11 protein-coding genes are annotated in these 15,383 nt (G+C 42.6%); 1 reads left to right on the top strand and 10 read right to left on the bottom strand.

All coding sequences use genetic code 11. The annotated features are described in order from the left end of the window. Nucleotides 1–189: 189 nt before the first annotated feature. Nucleotides 190–1,908 carry an ABC transporter ATP-binding protein gene (locus PTQ21_RS19720; protein WP_064638610.1) on the bottom strand — a complete coding sequence of 573 codons (1,719 nt, stop codon included), beginning with the start codon at nucleotides 1,906–1,908 and terminating at the stop codon, nucleotides 190–192. Nucleotides 1,909–1,910: 2 nt separating this feature from the next. Next, nucleotides 1,911–2,258, bottom strand: a complete 348-nt coding sequence (locus PTQ21_RS19715) for a hypothetical protein (protein ID WP_274566825.1) — start codon at nucleotides 2,256–2,258, stop codon at nucleotides 1,911–1,913. 218 nt (nucleotides 2,259–2,476) lie between these two features. On the opposite strand from PTQ21_RS19715, the gene PTQ21_RS19710 reads away from it, so the two are divergent. Beyond that, a complete protein-coding gene (locus tag PTQ21_RS19710) occupies nucleotides 2,477–4,576 on the top strand; it encodes a serine hydrolase domain-containing protein (RefSeq protein ID WP_274566824.1) in 2,100 nt (699 codons plus the stop codon). Between the two features lie 103 nt (nucleotides 4,577–4,679). Here the strand turns inward: PTQ21_RS19710 and PTQ21_RS19705 are convergent, their stop codons facing one another. The 8 genes from PTQ21_RS19705 to PTQ21_RS19670 all read right to left on the bottom strand — a co-directional run bounded on the left by PTQ21_RS19705 (nucleotide 4,680) and on the right by PTQ21_RS19670 (nucleotide 15,330). Then, nucleotides 4,680–5,621 carry an alpha/beta hydrolase gene (locus PTQ21_RS19705; RefSeq protein ID WP_090949726.1) on the bottom strand — a complete coding sequence of 314 codons (942 nt, stop codon included), beginning with the start codon at nucleotides 5,619–5,621 and terminating at the stop codon, nucleotides 4,680–4,682. Nucleotides 5,622–5,677: 56 nt separating this feature from the next. Further along, on the bottom strand, nucleotides 5,678–7,798 hold the full coding sequence (locus PTQ21_RS19700; RefSeq protein ID WP_274566822.1) for a serine hydrolase domain-containing protein: 2,121 nt from the start codon (nucleotides 7,796–7,798) through the stop codon (nucleotides 5,678–5,680). Between the two features lie 221 nt (nucleotides 7,799–8,019). Further along, nucleotides 8,020–10,110 (bottom strand): serine hydrolase domain-containing protein, encoded by a 2,091-nt coding sequence (locus tag PTQ21_RS19695; protein WP_274566820.1) that lies wholly within the window; start codon nucleotides 10,108–10,110, stop codon nucleotides 8,020–8,022. Nucleotides 10,111–10,133: 23 nt separating this feature from the next. After that, nucleotides 10,134–11,588 carry an alpha/beta hydrolase family protein gene (locus PTQ21_RS19690; RefSeq protein WP_274566819.1) on the bottom strand — a complete coding sequence of 485 codons (1,455 nt, stop codon included), beginning with the start codon at nucleotides 11,586–11,588 and terminating at the stop codon, nucleotides 10,134–10,136. Between the two features lie 130 nt (nucleotides 11,589–11,718). Then, nucleotides 11,719–12,699, bottom strand: coding sequence for an alpha/beta fold hydrolase (locus PTQ21_RS19685; RefSeq protein ID WP_063565171.1), 981 nt, complete (start codon nucleotides 12,697–12,699; stop codon nucleotides 11,719–11,721). A gap of 130 nt (nucleotides 12,700–12,829) precedes the next feature. Next, nucleotides 12,830–13,054 (bottom strand): hypothetical protein, encoded by a 225-nt coding sequence (locus PTQ21_RS19680; protein WP_338020281.1) that lies wholly within the window; start codon nucleotides 13,052–13,054, stop codon nucleotides 12,830–12,832. 237 nt (nucleotides 13,055–13,291) lie between these two features. After that, the gene (locus PTQ21_RS19675) at nucleotides 13,292–14,659 is read right to left on the bottom strand and encodes a sensor histidine kinase (protein WP_079694321.1); all 1,368 of its coding nucleotides are present in this window, start codon (nucleotides 14,657–14,659) and stop codon (nucleotides 13,292–13,294) included. Further along, nucleotides 14,656–15,330, bottom strand: coding sequence for a response regulator transcription factor (locus tag PTQ21_RS19670; RefSeq protein ID WP_063565174.1), 675 nt, complete (start codon nucleotides 15,328–15,330; stop codon nucleotides 14,656–14,658). Before PTQ21_RS19670 ends, PTQ21_RS19675 begins: the two co-directional genes overlap by 4 nt. Between the last annotated feature and the right edge of the window lie 53 nt (nucleotides 15,331–15,383).

Here is a 15,383-nt window from a genome sequence, read left to right as displayed (position 1 = left end):
TTTGCTGAGAGTCGATGTGAAACCCTCCCTTTTAGTGGACATTGTCAACATTATAATAATCAGTTTAGTGGACGTTGTCAACAATATATAATATTGATGAACTTTATTGTTCAAATGAATGTCACTTTATTGAAAAACAAAAAAAACAAAAAAACAAACCGCGCAAATGCACGGTTTGTTTTTTGGCTATTAAGAATGGCTGTATTGCACCTGGTGAAGTCTGCTGTATATGCCTCCGGCAGCGACCAGTTCCTCATGGTTACCCTGCTCTGCGATGCCATCCGCATTGACTACAAGGATGCGATCTGCATTCTTGATCGTTGTCAGTCGGTGTGCAATAACAAGGGTTGTTCTGCCCACTGACAGTTCCGCCAAGGACTTCTGGATTAATGCTTCGGTTTCGGTATCCAGAGCGGACGTTGCTTCGTCCAGAATGAGAATCGGTGGATTTTTCAGGAACATCCGAGCAATGGACAGGCGCTGTTTCTGACCTCCGGAAAGTTTGACACCACGCTCACCAATGATCGTATTGATCCCTTCTGGCAAAGTAAGAAGCAACTCTTCCAAAGATGCACGACGGGCTGCATCCCAGATTTGCTCGTCTGTTGCCGTTAAATCGCCATAAGCGATATTTTCCTTAATTGTGCCTGAGAAGAGAAATACATCCTGTTGAACAATACCGATATGTTTGCGCAAAGATTCCAGCTGAACCTCACGAATATCAACTCCATCAACGGTAATCCGACCTTCCTCTACTTCATAGAACCGTGGAAGCAGACTGCAAATGGTCGTTTTACCTGCACCGGAAGGACCCACAAATGCAACGGTTTCCCCTGGATTGATGGACAAACTGATATTATTCAGAATACGTCGATTTTCCTCATAACCGAATGAGACATTTTCGAAGCGAATATCTCCACGGACGCTTTTTAGCTCCACGGCATTTTTCGCATCGGCGATTTCCGGCTCGGTATCAATGATTTCCAGATAACGCTTGAATCCAGCGATCCCTTTCGGATAACTTTCGATTACAGCATTTATTTTCTCAATCGGGCGGAAGAAGATATTAGACAAGAGCAGGAATGCCATGAAATCACCCATATCAATTCTGCCATCGATAAAGAACCAAGCACCGCTGATCATAACGAACACAGTAACCAAACGCATCATCATGTAGCTGACCGATATACTCTTCGCCATCGTTTTGTAAGCAAGCAGCTTTGTTTTACGGAAGTTCTCGTTATCTACGGAAAATAGTTTTTTCTCATGCTCTTCGTTAGCGAACGATTGAACGACACGAATTCCGCCTACGTTGTCTTCGATACGGGAATTGAAATTCCCCACATCTCCGAAGAGACGCCGATAGGTCTTCGTCATGCGACCACCAAACACGATAATGACCCAGGCCATGATAGGAATAATGACAAAGGTGATCAGTGCAAGCTCTAAATTAATGTTCGCCATAAGCCAGAAAGATCCAATTAGAGTCATAATCGCGATGAATACATCCTCAGGTCCATGGTGAGCAACCTCTCCAATATCGTTGAGATCATTGGTAAGGTGACCGATCAGATGACCCGTCTTGCGATTATCGAAAAACCGGAAGGATAACTTTTGTAAATGAGCAAACATCTTCGAACGCATGTTGGTTTCAATGTTAATGCCAAGCATATGTCCCCAGTAGGTCACGACATAATTCAAGACGGTATTCAGCGCATAGATCGACAGCAAGACAATACATGCGAGGATAATGAGTGGCCAATCTTGACCTGGCAGCAACTCATTAATGAACTTGCTTACAGCAAGTGGAAATGCCAGCTCTAGTAAACCAGCTAGTACTGCACAACCAAAATCAATTAAAAATAGTTTTTTGTAAGGACGATAATACGAGAAAAAACGACGAACCATTCTTATTCACTCTCCAGATCCTGATTAGGGCTTTCTTCTTCATTTTGTAATTCAAAAAGTTGGATGTATTCATCAATGACCTGATCAATGGCTTTCAGTTCACCACTTATCATCTGATGAATATTCCAGAACTCCTCCTGACCAAGCTGTCTGGCCAACGTAGCTCTTCGATTCTGCATTTGTTCCAAAAAGACTAAAATTCTTCCACGGCGAAACGTTTGTGCCCCATTGCCCCGTTTTCCGTGATGCTCTCCATGCCCTCTCCCACGTCTTGAACCTTCACCTTGTCGCTCTTCTTCCCCACGACCCCGTCTGGACCGCTCTCCATGGCGATCAGGTTGTTCGTTCACATTTATATGTCTTTCTCTCATTTTTGAAGCACCTCCATCTTCGTATACATTTGTATACAAATTGTTTATGTATACGATTGTATACGTAAGGGATTTTTCTGTCAACCCGTATTTTTCCATTTTATTCTGGCCCAATTCATATTCAGTTCACCGTCCTAGAGTACACTAACTTACGTACCACCACAGAGATACCTAATCTACAGATAAGACAGGAGAAGATGAGATTGACACTGAAAAAACGAACTTCATTAGCCGCTGTAACCCTGGTGTTAACCATGTTAGCCCCAATGAATGCTCTCGCCGCACAGGCAAACAGTAACACCAGTAACCTCACGTATAATATGACCCAAAAAGCGGTGATGGAGAAGGCCAAGCTGCTTACCGAAACATATGGTACAACAAGTGTGCAGTACGCACTCATGGATGAGGGAGAGATCGTAATCTCCGGACAAGTAGGCAAAAACGACCCGGAGAACCGTATCCCCCTTTCTTCTAATACAATGTATGGCATCGGTTCAACCAGTAAAATGGTGCTTACCGCCTCTGTGATGAAGCTGGTTGATGAAGGCAAGATTGATTTGGATGTGCCGGTTGTGAACTATATCCCTGACTTTAAAATGAAAGATAACCGTTACAAACAGATCACACCTCGTATGTTGCTGAATCATTCATCCGGGATTCTTGGAACCTCAAGCAGTAGTGCCATACTGTATGGGGACAATGATACCTATGCACATGATACATTTTTGGATCAATTGGCCGAGCAAAATTTGAAGGCAGATCCGGGAGCCTACTCGGTGTATAGTAACGATAGCTTTACGTTAGCTGAAATTCTGGTCGAAAAGATTAGTGGCATGAGCTTTAGCCATTTCATCCAACAGAATTTCACCGAACCCTTGGGTATGAGCCACACTAAAACGCCGCAGGATCTGGTTGACCCTGACCAAATGGCAGTAACTTATTCGCAGCTGAATAAGGAAGAACTTCCACTAGAGAACACGAACATGATTGGCTCTGGAGGCATTTACTCTACTGCCGAAGACCTCGTCAAATTTTCGCAAATCTTTACGGGAGAGGTCAAAGGTATTCTTTCCAGTGAGTCGTCAAAAGCCATGACGCAAGAAGAGTACAAAAAAGGTGTGTGGCCAGAGGATAGCGATTCATCGATTTCGTACGGGTTAGGTTGGGATAGTGTAGACTTGTTCCCATTTAGCGAATACGGCATCAAGGCAGTTACCAAAGGTGGCAATACGATTGCTTATCATTCGTCATTAATTGTGCTTCCGGAATACAACATGGCTGCAGCCGTTACCTCTTCAGGTGGATCAAGCACAACCGACCAATTGATTGCGAGCGAGCTGTTGCTTAGCGCACTTGAGGAAAAAGATATGATTAAAGAGCGGAAGCCGGAAAAATCATTTGGCGTACCTGTAAAAACAACCATGCCAACGGAACTAACGCAGTATGCAGGCATTTATGGGGCTGTTGGCAGCTCGTTATTGAAGTTGGAAGTGAATGATGAAGGGCAATTAACAACGTCCCTGCTATTGTCGCCGAACAGTACGGAACAAAAGTATACGTATACCGCAGATGGCTCTTTCGTGAATGAGCAAGGTACAGAAAAGTTGAAATTCACTCAAGAGGATAACGGGAATACATACTTGTGGTCCCGTTCGTACCAGTCGGTGCCAGGGCTTGGACAGATCGCCTCCTCGGAATACAAGGCAGAAAAGCTCGAAACCAATTCATTATCCGAAGATGTAACAGCCGCTTGGCAGAAGCGTGAAGGCAACATTTATTACCTGGTGAATGAAAAATACACCTCAACGGTATATGACAGTGCAACGCCGATCATCCCCATTCATATGTTCGATGAAGCACCAGGTTATGTCTATACTAATAAAATTATTGATGCTAATTCGGCCGTGAACCAACTGCAAATTCCAGGCTTGGCGGGCCGGGATACGATGGAGTATAAGTTCTTCGAGAAAAACGGCGTAGAATACGTTTCAGCAGGAGGAAAGGTCTACGTCAGTCAAGAACTAGTGAGACCGCTCTATTCGGGGAAACAATCGAAGACAACGATTCAAACGAATGGTTATGCGACATGGTATTCGGTACCGGCAGCAGCCGCAGGTAAAGTGATGACAGTGAAGATGCCTTCGAAAGGTGCTTTCACTGTATATGACCAGACGGGTATCAGTACGAATCATACTGTGGTTAGTGGTGAAAATGAAGTTACATTGCCTGAAAACGGTACGATTGTATTTGCTGGTGAAGCTGGTTCAAGGTTCGAAATTTCGTTAACAAATCAATAATAATGAGTATGGAAAATACGCCCGTTCCCCTGTGTTCTACTGGGGAACGGGCGTTTCATTCTTTCTGAAATCCATTCTGAAAGATACTACGTTTGTTCTAAGTTTATTTTACTTCATTCATAAACTTCCTGAAGTTTTCGGCTATTTCTTTGGATCGGGTATGGTGTAAATAATGCCCGCCTTCGAATGTCATCACTTTACCATGTACTGAATTTTTAACTTGCTCTTCATGCAAAGGTATCCATCCTTCCGTTTCGGTATCATTCGCTTGTAAAAAGAAAATGACAGGCAGATCTTTGGGGAAAGTCAAGCCTTCAGCAGCTTTGAAATTGGGACCAAAATTTTCGCCTTCACTTAAGTTGTTCGGATTAAACGTATTTTTGAGTGAAAGCATTCTAATTTGTTCTCTGGTTTCATCATCAACAGCTGGTGCAATCAGTTGATCAGGGGCCAGTTTCATTAACAATCGGTAGAACCCTGATTTTTTGAGCAGTTTGTACACATCTGTTGGGAATGGATCATCGTTGCCTCCCTGCGTTGGAACGCTGCTATCAATCCCAACAAAAGCATTTACTTCGTTTGGATATTTGTTTACATAATCTAGTCCGTAGATTCCTGAAATGGAATGACCCATCAGCGTGTAATGAGTAATATTAAGCTGCTGTAGAGCTTCATGAATTTCACTGACCATATTTTCCGTGGTACGCTCTTTTTCAGTTATGTCACTTAATCCATAACCGAAAGGTTCAATGACGACGACTTTGTAAAACGGAGATAGCTCATCAATTAACGGTTTAAAATCGAGGGCTGGGGCAGGTGTTCCGTATCCCGGAAGCAATACCACGGTTTCTTCACCTTTTCCTTGGATCAACACATTCATGTTTTTCCCGTCAACCGCTACGGACTGACCATAGGGTTTTATTTTCCCTGCCTCCGACTTGTTGCTAAATACATTTACAAAATAGACAGTGGCAATAAATAATGCAAAAGCGATAACTATGGCTCCGAATATTTTGAGTAAAATGATTAATATTTTTTTCATCATGATGGTTTTCTCCTGTTGAGTTTGTTTGTCGTACAGCCGTTTGCAAATCCGTTAATTTACTTTTTTATTGAAATTTCAAATTTGGATCCAGCCTCACCTACAAATACAATGCGGCCATTCTCTGGTAAGACAACTTTATTCTTACCGCTGACCACGGTGTGATTAATACAAATTCCGTTCTGATCATAGATAGCAAAGGCTCCATTTGCAGGCAACTTCACTGTCATGACTTTTCCTTTCGCAGTAGCGGGTACCGAAAACCATTTGGCATATCCATCTGCTTGAATGGTTGTTGCGGATTGTTTACCGGAATAGATTGGTTTTACCAATCCCTCACTGGCGAATACATAACCTGAAAATGTAAGATACTCTCCTGCGTTCTTTTTGGAGAAATGAATGTCCATCGGATCTCGTCCGGCAACACCCGGAATCTGCAATTGATTGGCTGCTTCGTCTGCTCCAATAATTTTATTATTGGACATATACCCTGGATTCTCTTTACTCATATGAATAGGCAGGATCGATGAAGCATTCAGATAGACCATTGATGTGTATTTCTCATTCACTAGATAATATTTTTTACCATCGCGCTTTGCCCATGCGGCGTTAATCTCCTTGGATAATGTATTGGCTTCAAGCTTCTCCGCATTATATTCTGAGAAAGCCAGCTGTCCGAGTCCTGGAACAGATATATAAGATCGTGACCACAAGTAGGTTTTCCCATTTTTCTCCACAACGAATTTCAACTTATCTGTACCTTCGTTGTTAACAAAAGTACCATCTGCTGTATATGTGTATTCTTGAACCGGATTACTCGGAGCTGTAAGTGAAGATACAGTCATTTGTCCAGTCTTATTGATGTTGATCTTCGTAACTGAATTATTGCCACCATATATACCTGCAAACTTGGATATTCCCTTAGGCATATTGGCCTTTACGGGTACGCCAAATGATTTTTCCGGCTTCCGTTCTTTAATAACGCCCTTTTCCTCAAGTGCGCTGAGTAATAATTCATTGGCAATGAAATGATTGGTTAAGCTTGACCCGCCTGAGGAGATAACGGCTGCAGCCATGTTGTATTCCGGGAGTACCACTAATGAGGACTGATAAGATAACGTATCTCCTCCTTTCATAATGGCCTTAATGCCGTATTCATTGAATGGGAACAAGTTCACACTATCCCACCCTAACCCGTAAGACATCAGCGTATCGCTATCCTCTGGCCACATTCCTTTTTTATATTCTTCTTGCCCCATTTCTTCTACAGACTTGCTGGAAAGAATTCCATTGACTTCTCCCGTGAAGATTCTAGAAAATTTGACCAAATCTTCAGCGGTGGAATACAGACCTCCAGTACCGATGATATTATAATTCTCTTTTGGAAGTTGTCCCTCATAAAAAGGGGAATAGATTCCCGCCATTTCTGCCGGATTAACTACATCCTGTGGTGTCTTGGTATGGTTCATGTCCAAAGGCTCTGTGAAATACTTGTGTATAAATGCGGTATAACCGATGCCGCTAACTCTTTCGACCAGAATCTCGGCTAACGTAAAGCCATCGTTGCTGTAGACTGAGTATGCGCCGGGATCTGCTTTAAGGTTTTGATTCGCCAATTGCTTCAAAAACGTATCATGTGAATACGTGTCATTATCTCCGTACAATGTGGCATTGCTGGTTGAGGTGCCCAGAAGACCGGCTGAATGATTCAACAGCATACGGGGTGTGATCTGTTTGTATCGGTTATCTTTCATTTTAAAGTCAGGCATATAGTTCATAACAGGCACATCCAAATCAATCTTGCCTTCGTCAACCAGCTTCATTACAGCGGCGGTAAGCATCATTTTACTGGTTGAACCAATGCCATAGATCGTGTTCGAAGTAAGAGGTACCTTGTCGTTTATATCGTTCTTGCCCGTTTGACCGGAGACCACAATCTCTCCATCATCGATGAGCGCATATTGCAGACTCGTCGTACCATACGTCTCAGTCAGTAATTTGGCTTTTTCCATCACGGTTTTCTTCGTTGCCTCATACGTAAGGTTGCTGTTGTTCATGGCAGCCGGTGTGGCCATTGCAGATAATGGGGCTAACATGGTTAACGCTAGCGTTAAAGCTGCAATTGAAGTTCGTTTTTTGACTGTTCTCTTGAGCACTTTCATTTTCTCTTGTTGTATCATTTGCATCTTCTCCTGTCAGTATCTCTTTATTAAAGTATCATAGCTTTGGTACTAAAATAAGCTTAACCAATAGAAATGTACTCTTCGTGACGTCTATATGAACCGAGTATGAATAGGCAAAATAATTTGAGTACATGATGATTCACGATCCTTGATCCTTCCTTTTTACGTCATAAAAATATCCCCTTTAAGTAGACACTTAAAGGGGATAAAGACTTTGTCTATTTCAATGAAATTTCAAATGTGGAACCGACCTCACCTGCAAATACAATACGGCCGTTTTTGGGTAAGACAACCTCATTCTTACCGCTGACCTCGGTGTGATTAATACAAATACCCGTCTGGTCATATACGGCAAAGGCTCCATTTGCAGGCATCTTAACCGTCATAACTTTTCCTTTCACAGATGCGGGTACCGAAAACCATTTTGCATATCCATCTGCTTGAATGGTTGTAGCGGAGTGTTTACCGGAATAGAGTGGTTGTACAATTTCCTCACTGGCGAATACGCTACCTACAGCTGTAATGTACTCCACTCCGTTCTTTTTGGAGAAATAAATTTCCTTTGTATCACGTCCAGCCATGCCAGGGATTTGCAGCTCAGTGACTGCTTCGTTTGCTCCAATAATCTTATTATTAGACATATACCCTGGTGTCTCTTTATTCGAATGAATAGGAATGATTGGTGACGAATGGAGATAAACCGTTGATGTATATTTCTGATTCACCACGTAATATCTTTTACCTTCACGCTTTTCCCACGAGGCGGTAACATCCTGGGATAATTCATTAGCTTCCAGCTTCTCCGCTGTATATTCTGAGAAAGCCAACTGCCCAAGTCCTGGCAAGGAAATATAAGATCGAGACCACAGATAAGTACTTCCATTCTTCTCCGTAACGAATTTCAACTTTTCTGTGCCTTTATCGTTAACAAAAGTACCATCAGCTGTATATGTGTATTTTTGAGCCGAATCACTCGGAGCTGCGAGTGTGGATACAGTCATTTGTCCAGCATGATTCATTTCGATCTTCTTAACCGAATTATTGGCGCCATACATACCTGCATACGTGGATATTTCTTTAGGTATATCTGCCTTTACTGGCACCCCAAATGATTTTTCTGGCTTCCGTTCTGTAATAATACCCTTGTCCTCAAGTGCGCTGAGTAATAATTCACTCGCAATAAACTGATCTTTTGCACTTGTCCCACCTGATGAGGTAACGGCTGCAGCTAAATTGTATTCCGGCAGTACGATTAATGATGAGTGATACGATATGGTATCTCCACCTTTCGTAACGGCCTTGATGCCGTATTCACTGAATGGGTACAAGTTCACACTATCCCAACCTAACCCGTACGAAATAGATGAATCGCTGTCCTCTGGCCACATGCCTCTTTTGTATTCTTCTTGCGCCATGGCTTCTACCGACTTACTGGAAAGAATACCTTCGACCTCTCCCGTGAAGATTTGTGAAAATTTCACAAGATCTTCAGCGGTAGAATAAATACCTCCAGTAGCGATGATATTATAATTCTCTTGTGGAAGCTGGCCTTCATATAAAGGAGAATAGATTCCCGCCATTTCAGCTGGCCCAACCACATCCTGTGGTGTTTTGGTATGATTCATGTCCAGAGGCTCTGTAATATACTTGTGTATAAGAGCAGTAAAGCCCATGCCACTAACTCTTTCGACTAGAATTTCCGCTAATGTAAAACCATCGTTACAATATACGGAGTACTCTCCTGGATCGGCTTTTAGAGTCTGTATCGCCAATTGATCCAGAAAAGTGTCATGTGAATACGTGTCATTATCCCCGTACAGTGTGGCATTGCTGCCGGAGCTGCCCAGCAGACCGGAGGAATGATTCAACAGCATGCGTGGTGTGATTTGTTTGTAGCGCTTATCTTTCATTTTAAAGTCAGGGATATAGTCCACAACAGGCTTATCCAAATCAATCTTACCTTCGTCAACCAGCTTCATTACAGCCGCTGTAAGCACCATTTTACTGGTTGAACCAATGCCATAGATCGTGTTCGAAGTAAGAGGCACCTTGTTATTGATATCGTTCTTGCCCGTTTGACCGGACACCACAATCTCTCCAGCATCGATTAATGCATATTGCACACTGGTCGTACCGTACGTCTCAGTAAGGATCTTCGCTTTCTCCGCTACTATTTTCCTGGTTGGTTCATACGTCAGATCGCTGTTGTTACTCGTAGCTGGTGCGGCCATGACTGACATTGGAGCTAACATCATTAACACCAGAGTTAAGGCGGTGATTGAAGTTCGTTTTCCCGTTTGTCGTCCCATTCACATCATCTCCTGAGTTTAAATTAGAGTTCTTTCGGATCTATAAATTTCACCTCTGGATACAAGTCGCTCGGCCCCTGAATTAGAGTTCCGCCCGATCCTTTCAATTGCTTATTAAAGAAATCAAGTACATATTGATTTACGATGTTTGACCCTCTTTTACCATTGATGTCTCCTGTAATTCCGGACAGTTTAATCAGCTCCGAATAGAATTGAAGATCCGTGAAATTGAAGTGCTGGGTTCCTTCTATATAAATCACATTCCCCCCCTGATTGATAACCGTTTTCATAATGTGCAGCTCATCTGAAAGAAACTTAGTTACTTCGTCATCCGAATTTCTATCACTTTCAAAATTGGCTAACCAGTCTTCAAAATTTCCCGATCTGATAAACATAAACGGCTTGTTTATATCATCTCTATCTTCTACTTCATTCAGTGACCCATCCATATTAACCCCGGCCTTGATTCGTTGATCTAAATACGTTGCATTAAACGCCGTTGCTCCCCCAAAAGAATGTCCCATCGCGCCTATGTTATTTAAATCGATCTTCCCTTTAAATTGACTTTCAATTACACCTGAATTTAGCTTTTCGATTTGATCGATAACAAACTCAACGTCTTTTGTCCATATATCCCCAACTTCACTGCGGTCATCTATGGTTGTCATTTTTGTTGTATAGCCCGTTACACGGCCATCCGGAAAAAGGGTAGCAAAGGTGCTGTACGTATGATCGATTGTGACCACGATAAAACCATGACTGGCCAGATTCTCGGCCTGTGATGCTTGTAGAACTCTACTGGTTCCCATACCATGAGATAGCAGTACCACGGGATAAGGACTTGTGGAAGGTAATATTTCTACATTTTCATAAGAGTTGGTTTGACTATACTTCAAGTAGTCGAGCAAAAATTCGGGCAGTTTTAAAGAAGCAGAGAAGCTCTGAATATACGTTTTGAACATTTCTTTATCATTTGGAAACAGCGTGTCACGCTTGTTGTTATTCATGTTCTCAGTAGGATACCAGAATTGGACCATTAACTCCCTCTTGTCGCTTTGATCTTCAGTTAAGACTTCAGCTCTATTCTGGTCTGTAAAATGAAATGTTTGAGTACCCACTTTCTCTGGACCATCCGGCTTCGGCAAATTAAAAACAGGTAGGTATACAGACAAGGCAGTAGAAACAACCAGCAGAATGACGATTAGGGAAGATAAACTATATTTCAAGAACTTCCCTATTTTTAGATTCACCATCTTTTCGGAATGTCTGAATAAAACGATGAGTATGAATAGCGCCGTCATGATATATACCAAAAGCAGCTGCCATCTGTATCCCTCAACAAATAATTGAACTAATAATATAACGCTACTTCCTATACCCAAACCCAAGCCTAATTTCTTGGCACTTCTTTTAATAAACAATAGATCTACGAGTAAAGCGAAACAGGATAAAACTAAAAGTATTTCAAATAATCTCATTTGAATTCCTCTCTTTCATCACGGACATCGGCCGAATTGGATATACTATGGAAAAACCGCCCCACAGGACGGTTTTTTCATATTCATTTATACACATCTGTAAAATCTCGAGTAGACTTATACAGGATATTTACTTTGCTTCGTTCATGAATGCTCTAAAGTCCTCAGCTATTTCTTTAAATAACGTATGGTGTAAATAATGTTCGCCATCCATTGTGATTACTTTTCCGTGTACCGAATCTTTGATCTGACCTTCATGCAAAGGTATCCAACCTTTTACACCTTCATTATTCGCTTGAATAAAGAGAAGAAGTGGAAGGTCTTTGGGGAAGGTTAAACCTTGAGCATCTTTAAAATTGGAAGCAATATGGTCCATCTCATTTAACATCGTGGAACTATTCGAGTTTTTATTCGACAGCATTTTCATCTGCTCTACGGTGTGCTCATCAAATGCGAGTCCAGCGTAAGGGTCACCACCAAATTTGACTACTAATCTTTGGAGACCTGATTTTTTAAGGAATCCGAACATTTTTGTAGGTAATTTGGCATCCATACCCGGTTGTGTTGAAACACTGCTGTCGATTCCGACAAATGCAGTCACCTCGTTTGGATATTTGTTCACATACTCAATGCCGTAAATGCCTGCAATGGAGTGGCCCATGAGGATATACTGGTTAATGTTAAGCTGTTGTAAAGCTTCATGAACTTCTGTTACGATATTTTCTGCGGTTCGTTCTTTTTCAGTTCCATCACTTAATCCATAACCGAAAGGTTCAACCGCCACAACTTTGTAATATGGAGATAGCTCATCGATGAGCAGCTTAAAATCAAGCGCTGGCGCAGCTGTTCCATAGCCTGGCAGAAGCACGATCGTTTCTTTGCCTTCGCCTTGAATTAACACATTCATATTTTTCCCGTCTACAGATACGTGCTGGCCGTAAGTCTCTATCTTTTTCGCCTCTGAATTGGTACTGATCACATTCGTGATATAAACAATACCTAGAAACAGAACAATGACGATTACGATTGCTCCTAGTACTTTAAGTATATTGTTTCTTACCTTTTTGGCCCTCGAGCCATTCTTCGCTTTCTTTTCCTCTGGTTGTGTCACTCTCATCTTCTCCTGTCTTGAACTGTTTGTTCGGCTTTCTTCTGTGCTACTGATGTAATCTTAACCAATGAAAATGTACTCCCCGTGACGTCAATATGAACTGAATATGAACAACTAAATAAATTAATATTTACTGGGACGTCATAAATGCTCTGAATTTTCCAGCAATTTCTTTGACATGGGAACGATACAAATAATGATTTGCCTCCAGCAGTACCACTTCACCATGTACAGAATCCTTTATTAGCTTCTCGTGCTCAGGGATCCACCTGTCTGTTGCCGGATGATTCTTTTGAATAAAGAAAAGAACAGGGAGATTCACAGGGAACGCCCCACTGTTTCTTCTCTGTTTCATGTGTCACACTCATCTGCTCCTGTTCTCATCTGTTTAATGGCCGTAACAAGCCGTTAAATCAAGCCTAACCAACCAAGATGTCCTCATCATGACGACAATATGAACGAAGTATGAACTAACAAAAAAAGGCCACGTTTCACATGCAAAGAAGCTTGCATGTGAAACGTGGCCTGAACATATGGTTTAGACAATCGGGTGAATATTCTACATATCCACCCCTTATCCCTGTAAGCCTAACTATTCTAGGGGTGGAGTGATTGGCAACGTGACAATAAAGGTTGTTCCCTGACCAGGTTCACTTTCTACTCTAATATCCCCTTGATGAAGCGATACAATCTGTTTAACAATAGCAAGCCCCATACCACTGCCGTCATACTTGCGACTGTGAGAACGATCCGACTTGAAAAATCGTTCGAATATACGCTTCTGGTCTTCAAGAGGGATACCGATACCTGTGTCGGAGATTCGAATAGTCACGTTCTTGATATCCTGCTTGGTGCTGACGTGAATTACGCCGCCATCCTTGGAAAATTTGATACCGTTGCTGAGAATATTCGTCCATACCTGGTTCAACTGATCGTGATCAGCCAAGACTTTAACGCCTTGGAGATCAAGCTCAAAGTGAATGTTGCGAGCAGACCATTGTGGCTGGAGAGTTACAATAACCCGCCTGATCTGTTCATCCAGGCTGAGTGTGCTAAGTCGCGGTTGCTGTGACTGTGATTCAAGCATACTCAACTTGAGCAGATTATCACTCATTTTGGACATCCGCTTCGCCTCGGCGATAATAATCTCAAGATATCGGCTTCGTTCTTGCTCTGAGAGGTTTACTTGTTTCAGTGCTTGAGCATAACCGGATATCGAAGTCAGCGGAGATTGAACCTCGTGCGACACATTCGTTACAAATTCCCTGCGCATCTGTTCCAACTGCTGCAAATCATGCATCATTTCTTCGAAGCTGCGCGCCAGTGTGCCCAGTTCTCCGGTTTGCTTGATATTCAGCTTGACGTTGAAATCTCCAGCAGCGATCCGCTTCGTTGCTTTTGTCAGTTTTTTAATCGGTCTAACCAAGAATATGGAAGCAATCAGAATGATAATACTTCCTGCAACCAATGAACAGGTTGCAAAGATCGAAGCCCATTTGACGACAAACGAGGAAGAAGGTGGAGCGAGCGTCTCCAAAAACATTGCTTTCGTTCCCACTTCCGTTTTCACCGGCAACCCTAAAAGAACTGTAGCAATACCGTTCGGATTGTCCTGGACTACGCCTCCATCTAACACTTTCTTTAGTTGCTCTTTCGTCACGGCGGCCGATTTATGTCCGTTAAGCTTTCCATACGACTGGAACTGACCCGTTGCATCGTAAATTCGAATATGATATGAATTCAGTAGCTTCATTTCACTAACAAACGATTCTGCTTCACTTAATGGAAGGGTCTTGTAAATCTGCACGACATCTTGGCCGAAGTTACGTATGTTAATTTGAGCATTTTCATTCAATTGATCTTCGAATATCATCGTGGACATGAAAAAAGAAATGACCGTGCCGGCGATGACGGAGACCAGAAATGTCAGGACCACACGAATATATAACGATCTAATCATTCGTAAACCTCAAGCCGGTACCCCAGGCCTCGCACCGTTTCGATCCGAAAATCGGGTGTTGATGCGAACCGTTCACGCAGGCGTTTAATATGTACGTCTATCGTTCGATCATCACCGGCGTAATCAATACCCCAGATTTGATCGATCAATTGCTCACGTGTATAGACTTGTCCGGGTGTTCCAGCGAGTTTATAGAGCAATTCGAACTCCTTCAGCGGCAACGTAAGCGACTCTGTTCCGCTCGTCACCTTGTAGGTTTGTCGATCCAGGATGACGTTGCCGAAATGGATCGTCTGTGTGGAGCCGATTTTGTATCGTTTGAGTAATGCTCGGACGCGAGCCGTGAGCTCCAACGGATCAAACGGTTTCGTTAGATAATCATCGGTCCCCAGTTCGAATCCTTTCACCTTTTCCCAGGTCTCACCTCTCGCCGTCAGCATGAGCAGCGGAAGATCAGGATTGGCTCTTCGTAGCTCCTTACATAACGTCCAGCCATCCATGACAGGCATCATGATATCAAGCACAACAAGATCGACATGTGTTGAGCCGTAAACGGTCAGTGCCTCCTTGCCATCCGCAGCTTCAGCCGTTTCAAATCCGTCATTTCTCAAAAATAAACAGACGAGTTCACGAATATTCGGATCATCGTCAGCAACCAGTATTGTAGGCATTTGTTTCCTCTTTTCCTGTTTCCATGTCATGTAGTCGTAATCATTATACTATT

This window comes from Paenibacillus marchantiae (assembly GCF_028771845.1).
In the GTDB taxonomy this organism is placed as follows: Bacteria; Bacillota; Bacilli; order Paenibacillales; family Paenibacillaceae; genus Paenibacillus; species Paenibacillus marchantiae.
This window is presented reverse-complemented; position numbering and strand designations above follow the sequence as displayed.